Origin of the sequence: Paenibacillus sp. FSL H7-0918 (genome assembly GCF_038007025.1) — a bacterium.
Lineage (GTDB): Bacteria > Bacillota > Bacilli > Paenibacillales > Paenibacillaceae > Paenibacillus_AQ > Paenibacillus_AQ odorifer.
The window spans coordinates 623,346-643,210 of record NZ_JBBOWJ010000003.1 but is presented as its reverse complement, the minus strand read 5'-3'; the positions used below and the strand labels follow the sequence as shown (position 1 = coordinate 643,210).

18 protein-coding genes are annotated in these 19,865 nt (G+C 41.8%); 13 read left to right on the top strand and 5 right to left on the bottom strand.

Features of this window, described 5'->3' with window-relative positions; genetic code table 11:
• The first annotated feature begins 27 nt into the window (after nt 1-27).
• From MHI15_RS22625 to MHI15_RS22605, 5 genes are all read left to right on the top strand, one after another.
• Nucleotides 28-489, top strand: a complete 462-nt coding sequence (locus MHI15_RS22625; protein WP_076125878.1) for an NUDIX hydrolase — start codon at nt 28-30, stop codon at nt 487-489.
• A 72-nt stretch (nt 490-561) separates the two neighbouring features.
• Nucleotides 562-1,632 (top strand): stalk domain-containing protein, encoded by a 1,071-nt coding sequence (locus MHI15_RS22620; RefSeq protein ID WP_340975944.1) that lies wholly within the window; start codon nt 562-564, stop codon nt 1,630-1,632.
• A gap of 172 nt (nt 1,633-1,804) precedes the next feature.
• Complete coding sequence (locus MHI15_RS22615; protein WP_340034512.1) at nt 1,805-3,670, top strand: acyltransferase family protein; 1,866 nt, start codon at nt 1,805-1,807, stop codon at nt 3,668-3,670.
• Nucleotides 3,671-3,760: 90 nt separating this feature from the next.
• On the top strand, nt 3,761-4,267 hold the full coding sequence (locus tag MHI15_RS22610) for an RNA polymerase sigma factor (RefSeq protein WP_076125785.1): 507 nt from the start codon (nt 3,761-3,763) through the stop codon (nt 4,265-4,267).
• 1 nt (nt 4,268) lies between these two features.
• Entirely contained in the window at nt 4,269-5,156 is an 888-nt protein-coding gene (locus MHI15_RS22605) for an RsiV family protein (protein ID WP_076125783.1), read from the top strand.
• 594 nt (nt 5,157-5,750) lie between these two features.
• Here the strand turns inward: MHI15_RS22605 and MHI15_RS22600 are convergent.
• Nucleotides 5,751-6,335 carry an AAA family ATPase gene (locus MHI15_RS22600; protein WP_076190412.1) on the bottom strand — a complete coding sequence of 195 codons (585 nt, stop codon included), beginning with the start codon at nt 6,333-6,335 and terminating at the stop codon, nt 5,751-5,753.
• A gap of 231 nt (nt 6,336-6,566) precedes the next feature.
• Between MHI15_RS22600 and MHI15_RS22595 the strand changes: the two genes are divergently transcribed.
• Nucleotides 6,567-8,123, top strand: a complete 1,557-nt coding sequence (locus tag MHI15_RS22595; RefSeq protein WP_036677991.1) for an ABC-F family ATP-binding cassette domain-containing protein — start codon at nt 6,567-6,569, stop codon at nt 8,121-8,123.
• Nucleotides 8,124-8,215: 92 nt separating this feature from the next.
• On the opposite strand, the gene MHI15_RS22590 is transcribed toward MHI15_RS22595, so the two are convergent.
• The 3 genes from MHI15_RS22590 to MHI15_RS22580 all read right to left on the bottom strand — a co-directional run bounded on the left by MHI15_RS22590 (nt 8,216) and on the right by MHI15_RS22580 (nt 11,164).
• Entirely contained in the window at nt 8,216-8,344 is a 129-nt protein-coding gene (locus MHI15_RS22590; protein WP_340034513.1) for a hypothetical protein, read from the bottom strand.
• A gap of 54 nt (nt 8,345-8,398) precedes the next feature.
• Nucleotides 8,399-9,265 carry a helix-turn-helix domain-containing protein gene (locus tag MHI15_RS22585; RefSeq protein ID WP_340034514.1) on the bottom strand — a complete coding sequence of 289 codons (867 nt, stop codon included), beginning with the start codon at nt 9,263-9,265 and terminating at the stop codon, nt 8,399-8,401.
• A 231-nt stretch (nt 9,266-9,496) separates the two neighbouring features.
• Nucleotides 9,497-11,164, bottom strand: a complete 1,668-nt coding sequence (locus tag MHI15_RS22580) for a ribonuclease J (protein WP_254847604.1) — start codon at nt 11,162-11,164, stop codon at nt 9,497-9,499.
• A 123-nt stretch (nt 11,165-11,287) separates the two neighbouring features.
• Between MHI15_RS22580 and MHI15_RS22575 the strand changes: the two genes are divergently transcribed.
• The 6 genes from MHI15_RS22575 to MHI15_RS22550 all read left to right on the top strand — a co-directional run bounded on the left by MHI15_RS22575 (nt 11,288) and on the right by MHI15_RS22550 (nt 17,551).
• Nucleotides 11,288-11,764: a GNAT family N-acetyltransferase gene (locus tag MHI15_RS22575; protein WP_312149516.1), complete on the top strand. Its 477-nt coding sequence runs from the start codon at nt 11,288-11,290 to the stop codon at nt 11,762-11,764.
• A 117-nt stretch (nt 11,765-11,881) separates the two neighbouring features.
• On the top strand, nt 11,882-12,415 hold the full coding sequence (locus tag MHI15_RS22570) for a TetR/AcrR family transcriptional regulator (protein WP_143759822.1): 534 nt from the start codon (nt 11,882-11,884) through the stop codon (nt 12,413-12,415).
• Nucleotides 12,416-12,428: 13 nt separating this feature from the next.
• Nucleotides 12,429-12,755 (top strand): DMT family transporter, encoded by a 327-nt coding sequence (locus tag MHI15_RS22565; protein ID WP_036677974.1) that lies wholly within the window; start codon nt 12,429-12,431, stop codon nt 12,753-12,755.
• Between the two features lie 17 nt (nt 12,756-12,772).
• Complete coding sequence (locus MHI15_RS22560; protein WP_076217536.1) at nt 12,773-13,132, top strand: DMT family transporter; 360 nt, start codon at nt 12,773-12,775, stop codon at nt 13,130-13,132.
• A 290-nt stretch (nt 13,133-13,422) separates the two neighbouring features.
• Nucleotides 13,423-16,917 carry a discoidin domain-containing protein gene (locus MHI15_RS22555; protein WP_341164911.1) on the top strand — a complete coding sequence of 1,165 codons (3,495 nt, stop codon included), beginning with the start codon at nt 13,423-13,425 and terminating at the stop codon, nt 16,915-16,917.
• A 292-nt stretch (nt 16,918-17,209) separates the two neighbouring features.
• Nucleotides 17,210-17,551, top strand: coding sequence for a DUF1801 domain-containing protein (locus MHI15_RS22550; RefSeq protein WP_036677965.1), 342 nt, complete (start codon nt 17,210-17,212; stop codon nt 17,549-17,551).
• A gap of 80 nt (nt 17,552-17,631) precedes the next feature.
• Here MHI15_RS22550 and MHI15_RS22545 read toward each other — a convergent pair whose 3' ends face one another.
• Nucleotides 17,632-18,054: a MarR family winged helix-turn-helix transcriptional regulator gene (locus MHI15_RS22545; protein WP_248548335.1), complete on the bottom strand. Its 423-nt coding sequence runs from the start codon at nt 18,052-18,054 to the stop codon at nt 17,632-17,634.
• Between the two features lie 276 nt (nt 18,055-18,330).
• Between MHI15_RS22545 and MHI15_RS22540 the strand changes: the two genes are divergently transcribed.
• Nucleotides 18,331-19,854 carry an MDR family MFS transporter gene (locus MHI15_RS22540; RefSeq protein WP_340034517.1) on the top strand — a complete coding sequence of 508 codons (1,524 nt, stop codon included), beginning with the start codon at nt 18,331-18,333 and terminating at the stop codon, nt 19,852-19,854.
• Nucleotides 19,855-19,865 lie beyond the last annotated feature (11 nt).

Sequence of the window (19,865 nt, the reverse complement as noted above, 5' to 3'; positions counted from 1 at the left end):
TAAATTTAGAGCGAGGTAACAATGGATATGAATCCCCCCAAACATATTCTTTCAGCAGCTACAGTTGTATTCAATGATCAAGAAGAAATCTTATTAATAAAAGGTCCACGTAGAGGATGGGAGATGCCAGGCGGACAGGTTGAAGAGGAGGAGTCCCTTATAGAAGCAGCAATCAGGGAAGCCAAAGAAGAATCGGGCATTGATATAGAGATTAATAAGTTCTGCGGAGTTTTTCAAAATGTTGATCGATCTATTTGTACTAACCTATTTCTAGGGAAAGCCATCGGCGGCGAACCTGCTACTAGTTCCGAGAGCTTAGAAGTTGGGTTTTTCTCGATAGAACAAGCATTGGAAATGGTCACATGGAAAAACCTCAGACTGCGGCTGGAGTATTGTCTAAATGATGAGGTGCAGCCTTTTTACGTAGAGTTACGGGGTACAGAAGTTGAGGAAATTATATTTAAATTAGAAAACCAGCAAACTTTTTAGAGGTCCTCCTGCGTCCTAGCTAATGAGTGTCATCGGAAGGCACTTATAAATAGAGATGGAGGATGACGAGATATGAACAAAAGAACAAAAAATCTATTTAAAATGAGTGCAGTTGGATGTGTAGCCATTATGGGAGTGAGTGCAGTTTCTTTACCGGTTCATGCTATGGTTTCCACACAAGTAACAGCTAATGTTTCTGCGGCTTTACCGTCGAAAGCACCAGTCCTTGCTGGCATAAAAGTGCAAGAAAAAGTACTTAACACAACAAGTAAATACCTGATTGCAGATTTAAAAGTACCACAGCTAACAGGAATGCTGGATACTCATTATCAAGATGAACTGAACGATATTATCCTCTCTCATGCTGAAAAGGATCTGGCACAGTGGGAGAAAGACGCCGCAGAAATGGGCAAAAAAGCACAGGCTGATCAAATGGAATTTCATCCTTATACTCTTTATATTACTTATGATCTGAAATCAGATGGAACAGGTTCTCCAGCAGGCGTTATCTCCTTGACTGTTACTACTGAAGGTTCTGAAGGTGGAACAAGCATGCCGCGGATCGATACTTATAATGTGAAAAATATAGCTGAGGCAGAACCTGTTGCGCTAACGGATCTACTGGGCGCTAACTACAAAGAGAAGCTCGATGCAGACATTCTGGCAGCGATTAAAAAGGATTCAGATAAATATTTCTTAGAAGAGTACACAGGAACTTCAACTGAGCAGTCGTTCTATATCGATAAAGGTAACTTAGTAATCGTATTCCCTAAATACAGCATTGCGCCAGGTTATGTAGGTTCACCAGAGTTTCGGTTCAGCTTAAATCATAGTTCAACGGATACAACTAAGCTTGATTTGAAAAAAGTAGCTACTTTCACGAATAAGAAAGGCGTGCTCATGGTATCGCTTCGTGATGTGGCCAGTCAACTAAACTATGAATTGAAATGGAATCAGTCTACCAAAACCGCTGAGTTGATGAAAGGAGCACAGTGGACAAGTGTTACGCTTAACAAAGATTCATACTTCTTCGCAAAAATGACTCCTAAAGCTTTAGGTGCCGCACCTGTTCTGCAAGATAACAAAACCTATGTACCTGTTCAATTCGTATCAGAAATTCTTCAGGTTGAAGTTCAGAAATAACCATTTAGAAGTTTGTGAAAGTAGTTTGATTTATTAAAAACATCCCGCAGGGTAATTCTTGCGCGGGTGTTTTTTTTACTTTTGATAACAGATTAGCCAGTTTAAAGAACTTTTTGAGCTGCTCCTGCGTCCTGCCTATGAACAACAAATTAAGGGTAAGGACTGAAACAGAATGAATGACAACAAGCGTTATATGCCTGGTATTGATGGACTAAGAGCTTTTTCCGTACTCGCTGTCATAGCCTATCATTTGAATTTGAAATGGGCTGGGGGTGGACTGCTGGGAGTGGGAATCTTTTTTGTGATCTCGGGTTATCTCATCACAGACCAAATCATTAACCAATGGGAGCGTCATCGAAGATTGGACCTTCTGGACTTTTGGATACGTAGAGCACGGAGGTTGCTGCCGGCGACGATAGTCATGCTGATCGTTGTCACCATATGGCTCTTAATCATAGATCCCACGAGATTAAATGGGCTGACAGGAGATTTCATGTCATCACTATTTTACGTTAATAACTGGTGGTTAATATTTCATGATGTTTCGTACTTCGAAAGTTTTGGACCTCCTTCTCCGATCGGACATTTATGGTCACTTTCTATTGAAGAACAGTTTTATATTCTATGGCCGCTGCTGCTCGTATTAGGACTAAAGATCATACCTCGTCGAGGTAAACTTATTGCCTGGATTCTGGCTTGTGCTGCTGTCTCAGCTTTAGCCATGGCTATGTTCTATGTACCGGGCACAGATCCAAGCAGGGTCTATTATGGAACAGATACTCGCATATTTGCACTTCTAATTGGAGCGGCGCTTGCCGTTGCATGGCCTAGTCAGAAACTTAAAAATACAGTCACAGAAAGATCTCGTTATATGTTTGATATCATTGGTGCTCTGGGACTGCTGGTATTAATAGTGCTAGTTTACCGGGTTAACGAGTTTGATGAATCACTATATCGGGGTGGATTTTTGATCATCTCTATCATTACTGCAGTAGTGATTGCAGTGCTTGCTCATCCTGCCAGCTCTCTTGGACGGAAAATGGGCTGTAAACCCTTGCGATGGATAGGTGTACGTTCATATAGCTTATACCTTTGGCATTATCCCGTAATAATTCTTACCAGCCCTAATGGGAATCCAGATGAGAGCGGCGTGCTTCGAATTATCCTTCAGTTAGCAGGAAGTTTTCTACTGGCAGCCTTATCATACAAATATGTCGAGGAGCCGCTCCGGCGGGGATCATTAAGAAACATTTGGAACAATTGGAGTGCAAAACAACGCCGCAGCTACCGCCCAGTCTTTCTTATGACCATGATCTTTTTGATTCTTATTCCGATTGCCTGCAATGGATATTTATCCAACGCTGAATCTGACACACTTCCAATCGAAGTTGCAGATAAGCAGAATGTACAGCAAGAGGGAATAGCGCAAGATCCAATAGATCACAACTCATTGGCACCACCCGTAGAAAAAGATACGACTGATGTTGAAAAGCAAAAACCTGACACTGAAGAGAAACAAGTTGAACCAGAAGGAAACATAGCGGTAACCGGGAAAAATCAAACTGGAAAGAATATTACGGCCATTGGCGATTCTGTCATTTTGGATGCAGCACCATTTTTGGTAGAAAGTCTCCCTGGTATTGTTATCGATGGAAAGGTCGGCAGACAGATGATGCAGGCACAGGAGGTGGTTGATCAGCTTAGAGCACAAGGACGCTTAGGGGAGCGGATGATCATAGAGCTGGGGACGAATGGAGCTTTTAACTCCAAGCAATTACGTAAACTACTAAACTCGTTAAGCGATGCGGAGCAGATTCTTTTGGTCAATACACGTGTGCCGAGAAAGTGGGAGCAGACTGTGAATTCCACCCTTTCAAAAGTTTCCAGTGAATTCAGGAATACGACCATAGTAGACTGGTACTCAGCTAGTGAAGGAAAAGACGACTACTTCTACAAAGATGGTGTTCATTTGAAACGTGAGGGTGCCAAGTATTATGCATCAATTCTAATTAAAGCTTTGGAAAAAGAAAATAAATAATTTATTTGGAATCTCCAAACTTTTTTATACTCACCAAACGTCTTACTCCTGTTACAACACCAGATCACAAACAGAGAAGGATAATCGACCATGTTGAATAGGAAAACCGAGAAAATATTGACGCGATGTATCAAAGAAAACAAAGAAAATGTATACCGGCTTGCTTACAGTTATGTGAAAAACAAAGAGGATGCCCTCGACATTGTGCAGGATTCTATTTATAAAGCGATGACACGAATGGATTTGCTAAAGGATCACGATGCCGTGAAAAGCTGGTTTTACAGGATTGTCGTGAATACTTCCTTAGACTTTTTGCGCAGAAACAAGAAGGTTCAGACGATGGAGCCAGAGATAATAGAAACCTATAGTCCGGCTGTTGAGGATAGCTATACAGATATGGATTTGAAAAGAACACTGGAAGAGCTGCCGGCGAAATACCGAAGTGTGATTGTGCTTAGATATTTTGAGGATATGAAGATTAATGAAGTGGCTGAAGTTCTTAATGAGAACACCAATACAATAAAGACAAGGCTGTATCAGGCCCTTCAGTTATTGCGGGTGAAGCTGAATGATGAAGCCTTAAAGGAGATAAAGTAAGATGGACGAAAGAATACAAGAATTACATAAAGAGTATACCGATATTCCCATTCCGGATGAACTTGATTTGATTGTAAACCGTTCTATAAAGCAGTCACTTAAAGCCAATAGAAAAAAACACACGACAACTAAGTGGGTGGCCAGTGTTGGTGCGGCCGCAGTTATTTTTCTAGTAGCCATAAACACCAGTACAACCGTAGCTAGTGCATTATCTTCCATTCCAGGCGTAGATCGGATAATAAAAGTACTAACTATTAAAGAATACGTTGTAGAAGAAGAGAACTACGATGCAAATATCAAGGTTCCAGCCGTTACGGATATGGAAAACAAAGAACTGGAGCTTGGATTGAACAGCAAATATTTAAGTGAGAATAAAGCACTATACGAAAAGTTCCAAGCGGAGATCGAAGCGTTGAAGGAACAAGGTGGGGGCCATTTGGGGCTGGATGTAGGTTATGAAGTGAAAACGGATAATGAGCGCATTTTCTCCATTGGCAGATATGTTGAGGAAACCGCTGGTTCATCTTCAATGGAAGTTACTTTTGATACGATAGACAAAGAGAACCAGATCCTTATTACATTGCCAATGCTATTTAAAGATGATCAATACATTGAACGCATCAGCGAAAATATTAAAGAACAGATGATTGCCCAAATGAAAGCAGACTCTGAGAAAGTTTACTGGATCCCTGAGTATGGCGATGATGTACCAACGGATCAGTTTACCTCCATTACGAAGGATCAGAGCTTTTATATCAACACCGAAGGTAAGCTTGTGATTGTGTTTAACAAATACGATGTCGCACCGGGTTATATGGGCTCCGTTGAATTTGTGATACCAACCGCGGTGCTTGCTGATGATTTGGTCAGTCAGAAGTATATTCAATAAAAGAATTTTGGGAATAACGTGATCTGAGTCAGAAACCCTGCACAAAAGGTGATAAAAGTGGAAATAACGATATCTGGGTCCGATAGTCTAACCAAAACTCTTCGTCCAAGCCTCAAACATCGTTTGCTCTCATTATTTGACGCGAACGCTGCTGCTATCGGACTCAGCTGACCCTAAACGCAGCATTATCGCACTTTTGCAATTCTATCGGACCGCATCGTCGCTATTGGCACGAAAACCATCCCCCAAGCGCACTTTTCTAACGAATAGCTACACTGGGGTCCGAAACTCTGCACAAAAGCTGATAAATGTGGGAATAACGTCATCTGGGTCCGAAAGTTTAGCCAAGGCTCTTTGTCCAAACCTCAAACATCGTTTGCTCTCGCTATTTTACGGGTGACGCAGCAGCTAACGGACTCTGCTGACCCTAAGCGCAGCATTATCGCACTTTTGCAATCCTAACGGACCGCATAGTCGCTATTGGCGCGAAAAACACGCCCCACGCGCACTTTTCTAACGAATAGCTGCACTGGGGTCCGAAACTCTGCACAAAAGGTGATAAAAGTGGAAATAACGTCATCTGGGTCCGAAAGTTTAGCCGTATATAAATTGTTCTACTGCCGCAACAGTAGCATTAATATCCGGGTTAGAATTGTCGATCAACGCAATATTTTCAGCCGGGAGCGGCCATTCTACCGTACGGTTGCCAAGAGAAGTGCGGAATTCATTCCAATGCTGGAACTTCCATTCATCTAGTGGTGATTGTCTGTCTTGAATTCGTTCAAGGTACAATTCCTCGTTGGCTAACCCTACCAAGACAACCTTGACCTCAACATCATGAAGGGAACGCCCGATCCGAGCTAACTCATGGCTGATCCAGTCAGGATTGGCCGCCTCTTTGGTAAAGGGACCAACTACAAAAGCATCGACGTCCAAGCCTATATTATCCAGCGCAGCATCCATAGTGATTCGATAACCTAAATCGCGGCATAACCTTTTGTACTCTGCTGAGTCTCTATCTGCCGGATCCAGTCCGTGTAAAGTCATTATCGCGTCAGCAGCAGGCCGTAGTAAGATATCCATATCGAAAAAAGGTATTTTGCGCCGCGAAGCAATCGCTTTAGCTAACGTTGTTTTGCCTGCTCCAGCTGGACCAAGAAAAAATACAAGTTTATTCATTTCTAATTCTCCTTAGTTCTCAAGTCAACTCCAATGTGTATCTATGCATACTATCATATAAAAGATGACGAGCAATCGCCAGCGTAATCCCATTCTCGGCAAGTGACGGTCCACAAAACTAAAATTGCTCGCGGATTAGCCCATAAAATGATATTTTTTTGCTTCTCCATTGAGTTTTTAGCTAATCCTGCTTATAATATAGCGAGAAAAATAAGAAAAAGGTGTCCATAAATGAGCATATTAAATGTTGAAGGATTAAGTCATGGCTTTGGAGATCGTGCGATCTTTAAGGATGTTTCATTCCGTCTCCTAAAAGGCGAGCATATCGGATTATTCGGCGCTAACGGCGAAGGAAAATCCACTTTTATGAATATTGTTACAGGCAAACTGCAACCTGATGAAGGTAAAGTCGAATGGTCCAAGCGGGTGCGTGTTGGCTACCTCGATCAGCATGCAGTGTTAACCAAAGGAATGACGATTCAAGATGTACTCAGAAGTGCTTTCCAGTACCTGTTCGATCTTGAGCAAGAGATGAACGATATGTATGGCAGAATGGGTGACGTTTCACCTGAAGAGCTGGAAAAGCTGCTTGAAGAAGTAGGTACCATCCAAGATACACTTACAAATCAAGACTTTTACATGATCGATGCGAAAGTACAAGAAACCGCGCGTGGACTAGGGATTACTGACATTGGATTGGATCGCGATGTAGCCGATCTTAGTGGTGGTCAACGCACAAAAATCTTGCTTGCTAAGCTATTGCTTGAAAAACCAGATATTTTGCTCCTCGATGAGCCTACTAACTATTTGGATGAGCAGCATATTGAATGGCTGAGACGTTACCTTCAAGAGTATGATAATGCTTTTATTCTGATCTCACATGATATGCCATTCTTGAATAGTGTTATCAACCTGATCTACCATATGGAAAATCAAAAGCTGACCCGTTATGTGGGTGATTATGAGCAATTCCAACAAGTCTACGAAATGAGAAAACAACAGCTTGAATCTGCTTATAATCGCCAGAAGCAAGAAATAGCAGAGCTGAAGGATTTCGTAGCTCGTAACAAAGCCAGCGTGGCTACCCGTAACATGGCGATGTCCAGACAGAAGAAGCTCGACAAGATGGAGATCATCGAGATTGCCAAGGAGAAACCGAAACCACAGTTTAACTTTAAAGAAGGTAAAACTGCCGGCAAGATGATTTTCGAAGCAAAAGAATTGGTTATTGGCTACGACTCTCCATTGTCCAGACCGCTTAATTTGTTGATGGAGCGTGGACAGAAGATCGCGTTGGTTGGGGCAAACGGAATTGGTAAAACAACTTTGCTGCGCAGCATTTTAGGTGAAATCTCTGCTTTGTCCGGTTCGGTAGAACGTGGATACCATCAGGAGATTGGCTATTTTGAGCAAGAGATGAAGGAAGGCAATTACAAGACTTGTATTGAGGAAATCTGGGATACATTCCCGTCTCTGTCACAATTCGAAGTACGTGCTGCTCTAGCTAAATGCGGATTAACCACGAAGCATATTGAGAGTAAGATTGCTGTACTAAGTGGTGGGGAAAAGGCTAAAGTTCGTCTATGTAAGCTGATTAATAGCGAAACTAATATTCTTGTATTAGATGAGCCAACGAACCACTTGGATATCGATGCCAAAGATGAACTGAAACGCGCTCTAAAAGCATACAAAGGAAGCATTCTTATGATTTCTCACGAACCCGATTTTTATCAGGACATCGTAACCGATATCTGGAATTGCGAAGATTGGACAACGAAAGTATTCTAAGTATACGAGTTCAATTAACGAATCTTAAACAGGATACCTTACTTCGATACTCCGAAGGGTATCCTGTTTTTTATTCCGAGGCACTATCTGCATTAATTGTGGCGATTAAAATTGGCGTATGAGTAGAAATCAAGATCATCATGTGGAGTGATTCCACTTTCAATGCAGATTCCCAGATAACAAATCCGTAAAAAATTGATGGCCGCCTTAATGATTTTCATAATTAACACAAAGAATAGATCACTCCTCAAAACTTTCCGTCCGATAAGAAGACTTTAGGCTTCAAACTTCAGATTCTGTGGTTCCGTCGGAAATTCTTCTGTCCGTGCACGGGAATCAGTGACGGGAACGTCCAGGTCTACTTCTTCAAATGTGCAGTCATCTAGCCAAATCTTTCCTGATCCCGATAGGAGAATACCAATGTTGATACAATCCGCCTCTGCCGGGATATCCAGCACACAAGCGTAAAAATTCCAGGAAGCAGTTCCTTTAATACTTCTGTACTGCATGTTGTCAAAACCCAGCATATTCTGGAGCTTGTCATCAATACGCATCCATAAGCCGCACCAGTCGCTGACTTCTTCGGTCCGGATAAAGCCGGCAAACCGCATCCGCTTCCCAAGATAATTTTTTGCATCAAACTGCTGCATTAGAGTACCAAATTCGTTCTCTTCAGGTGGTTCAGTTTCTGCGCATTCCAGTGATACAGAGTTCCTTCCCTTATGGTAAATCTGCATATCTAATGATGCCTTATATTTGCTGGGGGATGTTCCGGTGATGAACCAACCTTTAATTTCGGACATGGTAAATTCCTCTCTTTCCTGAATCAATAGTTTTATCTGCGACCTGTATTGGGCTGGGGGGAGAGCATAAAGTCCTTTAAAAGCTCTTGTAAAAGCCTCTTGACTATCAAAACCATAAAGCAGTGCAATATCTAGAATGCGTTCTTCGGAATAGAGCAGCAGTTGGGCAGCAGAACTCAACCTACGGGAACGAATGTATTCAGCTACACTTTTGCCGACATATTTCTGAAAGAGCCGGTGGAAATGATATTTGGAGAATCCAGCCACTTTCGCAATTCCGTCCAGATTCAATTCTTCTTCCAAATGGTTCTCAATAAATTCAATACTATTGTGAATCATCTTGTAATACAGCCTAATCACCTCCCTGGTATTAATATACCTCACCTATTTAAAGGGATTTTGATAATTCTTGCTTAGTTGTACTTCAGTATGTAGAGATTTGCATCTGAACCTAATACTATCAGCAGAAGATATAAAAGGAGAGTATAAAACTATAAAACACAAAAAAGGCGAATTCTTACTCATAATGGAGTAAGAATTCGCCAATATCTATTCGATTGCATTCCTACATTAAACCTCAATGATGATTGGAAGAATCATTGGCCGTCGTTTCGTTTTTTCGTATAGGAACTTACTTAATGATTCTTTGATGGTCTGCTTGATGATATTCCATTGGCCGAGATCCGTTTCGTTCATTTTTTTAAGGGTCGATGTTACATGCTGGTTGATCTCGTCCATTAAATTATCGGAGTTACGGACATAAACGAATCCCCTGGAAATAGTGTCTGGCTCGTTTAATAGACGTCCATCGGTTTGGCTCAGTGTAATCACTGTAATCAGAATGCCGTCTGCTGACAGCTGGCGACGATCGCGAAGCACAACATTTCCAATATCTCCGATCCCAAGGCCATCTACTAGAATTTGCCCAGCAGTCACTCGACCGGATTGGCGGACAACACCAGACGATGACTCAACGATGTCTCCATTTTTTAGAATAAAGATATTTTCCGGTTTGACGCCTACCGCCTCCGCTAACAAGCTGTGATGATGCAGCATACGGTATTCACCATGAATCGGAATAAAGTATTCAGGTTTCATTAGAGTCAGCATTAGCTTAAGCTCCTCTTGGCTGCCATGCCCGGAGACGTGAAGCTCACTGCGTGAACCATAGATGACTTTAGCACCCAGCATATATAAATTATCGACAATCCTTGAAACATTCCGTTCATTTCCCGGGATGGGATTGGCTGCGAGCAGCACCGTGTCCCCAGCCTGGATCTCCATCAATCGATGGCTTGAGTTCGCTAAGCGGGATAGTGCGGCCATGGGCTCTCCTTGACTGCCTGTACATAAAACAGTTACCTGTGCCGGAGGGAGCTTAGCAGCTTCTGCAGGTTCGATCAGCATATCGTCCGGAATGTTCAAATAACCGAGTTCTTGGGCCACTCTGACTACATTTACCATACTTCTGCCGAGTAAGGTCAATTTACGTTCAGTTAAATGAGAAGCATCAATGATCTGCTGTAGACGATGTACATTTGAGGCGAAGGTAGAAATAAAAATTCTACGGTCTGCTTTTAAAAAGGCTTCTTCTATGTGAGCGCCAACAAGCTTTTCAGAAGGGGTGAAGCCAGGACGCTCAGCATTAGTGCTTTCTGACAGCAAGATCTTTACACCGTTTTTCCCAATATCGGCCATTTTATGTATATCTGGATACTGCTTGTTGACAGGCGTCATGTCAAATTTGAAGTCTCCTGTATGAACTACGGTACCTTCAGGTGTATCGAATACTACGCCAAGGCAATCTGGAATACTATGATTTGTATTAAAAAATGTTGTAGTAATGGCTCCCAGGGTTAACGTAGATTCTGAATTAATACAATGGAGTTTCGTTTGTCGTAAAATTCCATGTTCCCTAAGTTTATTTTCGATTAATCCTAAGGTTAAACGGGAAGCATATATTGGGATATTCAACTGTTTAAGCAGGTAAGGAATCCCGCCGATATGATCCTCATGTCCGTGAGTCACCACCAACGCTTGTACCTTATCAATATTATTTAATAAATACGAAACATCAGGAATAATTAGGTCAATCCCTAAGAGACTTTCATCTGGAAATTTAGAGCCGCAATCAATAACGACAATGTCATCTGCGTATTGCAGGATATACATATTTTTACCGATTTCATGAACCCCGCCTAATGCTGCAATCGAGAGCTGCTTAGCTGCCATTTTCATTGAAGCCCCTCCTAAATAAATTTCTCTATATTATGTTTGAATCCCATTATAATTATCCATTCTGAAGCTTGATACAATATAATAACTGAAGAAAGCTAATCGAAAGATAGGAGAACGTTACTCATGAATATCAGACTATTACAAATGAAAGATAATAGCTCCATTGAAAAGGTCATTAGGGACTGCCTAATTGAGTTTGGCGGGAATCGCTCGGGTCTAGCCTGGGAGGATGACAGCCTGCATCATTTATCAGATGATTATAATCATAGTGAGAATCGGGCTTATTGGGTTGTCGAAGAGGGAGGGGAAGTATTAGGGGGTTGTGGCATTGCTCCTTTCGGGAATGATGACAAGATATGTGAGTTGCAAAAAATGTATTTATCTCAGTCGATTAGAGGTAACGGGATAGCCAAAGAACTTTTAAATACAGCGTTGGACTTTGCTAAGCTTCATTACAACCAATGTTATTTGGAGACACTTCAAAACATGCACGCAGCTAACCGTTTCTATATGAAAAATGGATTTGAGCTTTTGGATGAACCGCTTGCGGGGTCGGAGCATTTCGCTTGTGATGTTTGGTATATTAAAAATTTAATGTGAATTGCTTTAAAAATGTTGGAGGCCTGGATTACCAGGCTTTTTTTGATCTAAGGTAATGATTTTTTATTTGACAATAAAACCGTCCAGACGGTATAGTAAATAACAGAGGTGATTATCGTGAACAGTAATTCAAAACGAAGTAGTATTTTATTAGCAGCTTCTATAGTAGTTAAAAATAATGGGGTGGAGAAGCTTACGCTTGAAGCCGTTGCCAAAGAAGCGGGGGTCAGTAAAGGTGGACTGCTGCACCATTTTCCGAATAAGGAAGCTTTAATAAAAAGTATGGTGGAAGAGTTAACAAGTGATTTTTTCAGTAATGTTCAAGAAAGAGTAGCGAATACATCTAGAGAAACGGGGAAGTGGGGACGAGCGTTTGTTCAGGCGATTGACGACGATCTTAAGGAAGAGCAAGAGATTAGCACCGCGCTTTCGGCTGCTCTTTTTACGAATCCGGATATCCTTAAGAAATTTCAAGATCAATACTCAGTATGGCAAAACAATATAGAGAACGATGGAATAGATCCTGTACGTTCCACAATTGTCAGGCTGGCAGCGGACGGTTTATGGTATTCAGAAATGTTCGGATTAGGAGCTTTAGATAAGGATTTACGAGATAAAGTAATTAAAGAATTAATAAACATGACGGAGTAAGGAGGGGCTATTGTTGAATTCATATGTGTTACTGGCAACAGCGATTATCTGCGAGGTATTTGGTAGCTCCATGCTTAAGGTTTCTAACGGGTTTAAAAAGATTTTACCTTCAATAGGAGTCGTACTCGGCATGGGTTCAGCCTTTTATTGTCTTTCTTTAGCGCTTTCAACGATTCCACTAGGGACGGCTTATGCTATTTGGTCGGGGGTAGGTACGGCTTTAACTGCGTTAATTGGAGTCATCATTTATAAAGAAAACTTCAATCTGAAAAAACTACTCGGCCTGATTCTTATCATTGGTGGAGTAGTCATTATGAAACTTTCTGGTGGATCTCATTAGAGCTTGGAGGAAATGTTATGAACAAGAATAAGGGTTTTTGGGTACTGGGGGTAGCTATTATAAGCGAAGTAATAGGTACAACTATGCTGAAAATGTCAGAAGGGTTCACACAAATATTGCCTACTATAGGTGTTATTATTGGTTTTATTATCGCATTTTATAGTTTGTCCATAAGTCTCAGAGTTTTACCTTTAAGCCTAGCTTATGCGATTTGGGCAGGTGTAGGTACAGTTCTAACCGCCATCGTTGGTATCGTAATATGGGGGGATCCATTTAGTATGCTTACACTTGCAGGCATAGTATTAATAGTTGGAGGTGTGGTTTTATTAAACTCTCCAGATTCAGCTAATGAAAAAGAACTTAAAACCACAAGTTAATCTTCATAAAAAACTAAGGCCTGAGAAATCAGGCCTTTATTTGATGGACGTGATGTTAATAGATTCCATATTTAGGGTAGTTTCGCGATATTGGTATCACATATCTTTTCCGTAGAATTACATCTTATAGCTTGATCCGCTCTTTCTCTATAATGAGAGTGTCTCACATTGAAAGGAGGATCGGTTGTTATTTAATGTGCTCTGAGATGAATTTGATTGTAAACGCTATCATTTGAGCACTCCGATAAGGCGACACGTTAGTGAGTATCTACATTAAGAGGAGGATTATAATGCGCAACAAGTATGTCGTATGGTCGCTTGTAGTAACCCTGTTGATCTCAAGTTTATACCTGGCAGCGGGTCCGTTCACAATTGTTAGTGCCTCTGGTGGCACGAATTTGACGCTGGGCAAAACTGTGACGGCTAGTGGTCAATCACAAACGTATAGTCCAAACAATGTGAAAGACAGCAATCAAGAGACGTATTGGGAAAGCAGCAATAATGCATTTCCGCAATGGATCCAAGTAGATCTCGGTACAGAGACAAGTATTGACCAAATCGTATTGAAGCTGCCAACGGGCTGGGAGATGCGTACACAAACACTCGCCGTTCAAGGCAGCACAAATGGATCTACATTCACTGACATTGTTGGTTCAGCTGATTATGTGTTCAATCCTTCAGCAGGAGGGAACACCGTTAAGATTGATTTTTCAGCAACCAGCACTCGTTATGTACGCCTGAATGTAACAGGCAATACGGGTTGGCCGGCAGCGCAAGTATCTGAATTCGAAATTTATGGAGCTAGCACACCAATACCGACGCCAACAGTCACACCAACGCCAACAGCCACACCGACAGCAACGCCAACGCCTACAGCAACACCAACACCAACAGCCACGCCGACTGCAACGCCAACAGCCACACCAACGCCAACAGCCACACCGACGCCAACAGCCACACCTGTTGCGGGCAGTAATATCGCGGTTGGCAAATCGATTACCGCATCCTCTAATACGCAATCATTTGTGGCAGCAAATGCTAATGACAACAACACCAACACATACTGGGAAGGTGGCAGTAATCCTAGTTCATTGATACTTGACCTGGGGTCAAACTACAACGTTTCCTCCATCGTTCTAAAGTTAAATCCAGCCGCTGCATGGGGAGCACGTACCCAAACGATTCAAGTGCTCGGTCACAATCAGAACACAACGACATTTGGGAATCTGGTGTCAGCACAATCGTATTCGTTTAATCCAGCTTCAGGAAATACAGTAACCATTCCTGTTACCGCAACTGTCAAACGTCTACAGCTTAATATTACTGCCAACTCGGGTGCTCCAGCTGGACAGATCGCCGAATTTGAAGTATACGGTACTCCAGCTCCGAATCCGGATTTGGTGATTACTGGCATGTCCTGGTCACCAACGAATCCGGTTGAGTCTAATGCGATTACGCTGAACGCAATCGTAAAGAATATCGGCAATGCCAGCTCTCCAGCTACTACTGTTAATTTCTATTTAAATAATGAGCTTGTAGGCTCAGCTCCGGTAGGTGTACTAGCAACTGGAGCATCGACAACAGCATCGATGACACTTACCGCAGGAGTTAAGCCTGCCGCAACGTATTCAGTTAGTGCCAAAGTTGATGAAGACAACCTAGTTATCGAACAAAATGAAGCGAATAACAGCTACACGAACCCAGCGTCACTTATTATCGCTCCAGTGTCCAGCTCTGACTTAGTGGGAACTGTTACATGGACACCAAGTAATCCTGTTGCTAATAACAATGTAGCGTTTAATGTAAATCTTAAGAATCAAGGAACCATTGCCTCTGCAAGTGGTTCACATGGTATAAGCGTTGTTCTTAAAAACTCTGCGGGTTCCACTATTCAAACCTATAATGGATCTTATAACGGTGCCTTAGCAGCGGGGGCAATAGTTAATGTAGCGATTCCAGGGACTTGGACAGCGATTAATGGTAACTACACAGTCACCACTACTGTTGAAGTGGATGCTAATGAGATAGCTGCCAAGCAAGCGAATAATGTAAGTGTTTCTAATCTCGTTGTCTATGCTGCGCGTGGTGCAAGCATGCCGTATAGTCGATATGATACCGAGGATGCTACACTCGGGGGTGGCGCGATATTGAAATCGGCGCCAACCTTTGATCAAGCATTAATCGCTTCTGAAGCTTCTGGCCAGCGTTATATAGCTCTTCCTTCGAATGGTTCGAACTTAGAGTGGACGGTCAGACAGGGTCAAGGCGGCGCAGGTGTAACTATGAGATTTACAATGCCTGACTCTGCAGATGGGATGGGATTGAATGGTTCACTGGATGTGTATGTGAATGGAGCGAAAGTAAAAACAGTTTCCTTAACCTCATACTACAGCTGGCAGTATTTCTCAGGTGATATGCCTGGCGATACACCTAGTGCTGGACGTCCACTATTCCGTTTTGATGAAGTTCACTGGAAGATGGATACACCCCTCCAACCTGGGGACAAGATTCGAATCCAGAAGAACAATGGAGATAGCTTGGAATATGGTGTGGATTTCCTTGAAATTGAATCTGTTCCAACAGCAATTGCCCGCCCAGCTAACTCCGTATCTGTAACAGATTACGGTGCTGTGGCAAACGACGGACAAGATGATCTGGCAGCTTTTAAAGCTACTGTAAATGCAGCCGTGGCAAGCGGAAAGTCTATTTATATTCCAGCAGGAACCTTTAATCTTAGCAGTATGTGGGAGATTGGTTCTGCTAGTAATATGATCAATAACCTCACTATTACTGGTGCTGGTCTCTGGCACACCAATATTCAGTTCACCAATCCTAATGCTGCGGGCGGTGGTATTTCACTCCGTATTTCAGGTAAGCTAGATTTCAGTAATGTATATATGAATTCTAATTTGCGCTCACGTTATGGACAAAATGCAATTTACAAAGGTTTTATGGATAACTTTGGAACCAACTCTATTATCCATGATGTCTGGGTAGAGCATTTTGAATGCGGAATGTGGGTAGGCGACTACGCTCATACACCTGCGATTTATGCTACCGGGCTGGTAGTTGAAAACAGTCGGATTCGGAACAATCTTGCAGACGGCATCAACTTCTCGCAAGGAACTAGCAATTCAATTGTACGCAATAGCAGTGTGCGAAATAATGGTGACGATGGTCTTGCAGTATGGACCAGTAACACAAATGGTGCACCTGCTGGTGTGAATAATACCTTCTCGTATAACACCATTGAGAATAACTGGCGTGCGGCAGCGATTGCTTTCTTTGGAGGAAGTGGTCATAAGGCTGATCATAACTATATCATTGATACAGTTGGTGGTTCCGGCATACGTATGAATACCGTTTTTCCAGGTTATCATTTCCAGAATAATACGGGTGTAGTTTTCTCAGACACAACCATTATTAACAGTGGCACGAGTAAAGATCTTTATGGGGGTGAACGTGGCGCAATTGATCTTGAAGCATCAAATGATGCTATCAAGAACGTTACATTTAATAACATAGACATCATTAATACCCAGCGTGATGCGATTCAATTTGGATATGGTGGTGGATTCGAGAACATCGTGTTCAACAACATCAATATTAACGGTACAGGACTTGATGGAATAACAACTTCACGGTTCTCAGGTCCACATAAAGGTGCAGCTATTTACACCTATACAGGCAATGGTGCTGCAACCTTTAATAACCTGACAACCTCCAACATTGCTTATCCGAATCTGAATTATATTCAGAGCGGTTTTAATCTAACGATTCATTAATTTTATGTACGAGGTTAAGGGAGAAGCTCTTAGGAGCTTTTCCCTTTTTAGCTTGTAACGAGCTGGATATCTCTAAATTGCCAGAAGGATAATGACTACATGAACAAGAAATTAATATAAGGGGAATTTAAACTATTAAATTTTTGAAATTCTTTTGCGGATGTGTTGATTTCATCATCTTATGTTCGTCATAGCAGATGCGTCGGATCTCAAAGGACCTCCTGATTTTGTTAAACAACTTACTGCGCTTATTCAGGCAAACCATTTAATTACTTAAAGGGAGAGATGAAAAATGAATCAGGAAGTAATCGATTTTATTGAAGCGCTAAAAGAATCATGGCAGGTGGAGTTGTCCACCTCACTACGTGAGGTTGTTCATCAGGCTATACCGGATGTGCAGGAACGTATTCAGTATAAGAAACCTCATTTTTTGAAAAATGGAAAATACGCTGCGGCCATCTCGACATCAAAAGACGCAGTCAGCTTTGTAATCTTTAATACAACCGAGCTAACGCTTCCAGAGGGAGCATTTGAGGGACCACCTGAAAGGAAAACCCTGAAGCTTCGAAAAGGAGACACATTTGATTCTGCACAATTGGTCTCTTTAGTTGCTCAAGCTTCAGCTTCTCTTTGAGCCATACTTATATTAAAAGGACGATATCTCAAAGTCATTTGACTTCATGGGATATCGTCCTTTTTGACGATTATACAGTCTTAGTTACTCGTTGTAGTGCTGAGATAGTGAATCTGCTCTTCCAGGATGGTACTTGCTTTGCCTAAAAATGTTGTTATAAGCTCAAGCTCCTGCTCAGTAAAGGAAGACGCCAGTTTAACCATCTTAGTGTGCAAAGGAAGGTAGGCATTTCCAACCTCGTTATTCTCATATAAAGGAACAATGATCACCTTACGACGGTCATTGGGATCATGTTCTCTGCGAACAAAGCCGTTTTTTTCAAGTCGATCAATTAATGTGGTAATGCTGCCTGTAGTAAGTCCAGTTAATTTGGATAGCTCGCCGGCGGTGATAGGACCTTTTTCATGAAGGATATCTATAGATAGAAAATCGTTATTGTATAACCCTAGAGAAGTTGCTACTTTTTGCTGATACAAAACCGTTCGGCTGCCTAGGCCCCGCATGCGTAAAGTTAAGTCTTCCTGCTGAATTGTAACTTGATTGTGTCGATCTCTTGACAAAAGAGGACCCTCCTTTTAAAATGTTTATATCTTGATAGTCAAGATAATTAATAAACAAGATGCTTGATGAACACCTAATTAATTGTCTTGATTTTATCGAATTATTCACTAATTTGCAAAGGGTATAACATCACGTGGTTTGGAATGAAGCCTGTGCACAATCCTTTAACAATTAGAGTAGAACTAAACATTTGGGAAAAGTGGAGGAGAAAAAGGAGCATGGAAAAGAAAAATAAAGTTGGGGTTATTATAGTAGCTCTATTGTTGGCTACACTTATGGCATCAATGGATAATACTATACTTGCAACCGCAATGGGAACCATTGTAGGTGACCTTGGCGGCTTTGACAAATTGATGTGGGTTACGTCCGCTTATATGATAGCTGAGATGGCGGGTATGCCGATTTTCGGTAAATTATCGGATATGTATGGACGTAAGCGATTTTTTATTTTCGGTATTATTGTTTTTATGATTGGTTCAGCTTTATGTGGTACGGCAAATTCTATTGTTCAGCTTAGTATTTATCGGGCAATTCAGGGTATTGGTGGAGGGGCACTCGTTCCTATTGCATTCACGATTATGTTCGATGTAGTGGCCCCAGAAAAACGGGGGAAAATCGGTGGGTTATTCGGTGCTGCCTATGGTATTTCCAGTATTTTTGGTCCTCTTATTGGCGCTTATATAGCGGATTATATTCATTGGTCTTGGGTCTTTTATATCAATTTACCCATTGGTGTTATTGCATTCTTTATGATCGCTTTTTTCTACAAAGAATCTGTTGAGCATTCCAAAGAAAAAATTGATTATCTTGGGGCTTTTACACTTGTAGCTTCAATCCTTTGTCTCATGTTTGCGATTGAGCTCGGGGGTAAGAAATATGCTTGGGACTCGACAATGATTCTGGGATTGTTTATGGCTTTTGTTGTGTTTTTAATTGGTTTTATTGTTATCGAACGTCGTGCAGAAGAGCCAATCATTACCTTTGGCATGTTCAAGAATCGTCTCTATTCTACGAGTAATGTTATGGCGATATTTAGCGGAGCGGCATTTATTACAGCCTCGGTGTACATTCCAATTTATATTCAAGGGGTTCTTGGCGGGTCTGCCACAAATTCGGGGCTTGTTCTACTTCCGATGATGATTGGTTCTGTTATCACTGCTGCTGGCGGAGGATTCTTGCTCTCTAAATTTAATTATCGCACGATCATGATTTCTACGTTAGTACTCCTTGTAGCAGGTATGGCTCTACTTACCACACTAACACCAGACTCCTCCCGGTTTATGGTCACTATTTTTATGTTTCTGGTGGGTCTTGGCATAGGTTCATCATTTTCTGTTCTAAGCAATGCAGCGATTCATGGATTTACAGCAAGACAACGGGGTTCTGCAAGTTCGACACTTAGCTTCACACGGGAGCTGGGAATGACACTTGGCATTACGGTATTTGGTATTATTCAAAGTCACATTTTTTCGAATAAACTAGCTTCCGTGTTCAGTAAGGGAGGCGCGGCACCAGAAGGTGTTAATCTAAGTGATCCAAGTACAATTTTGACTCCCGACACACGGGCCAAAATTCCCTCTGAGGTTCTTGATAAAATCACCGAACGATTATCTTCTTCTCTTGTTCATACCTTTGCTTGGGCGATTATTCCATCAGTTATAGCTCTAATGGCAGCATTTGTGATGAGCAGGGAGAAGTTTGACCCTGCTACTGAGCTGGAAGAATTTACGGCATCGCATTAAGGAAATAAAAG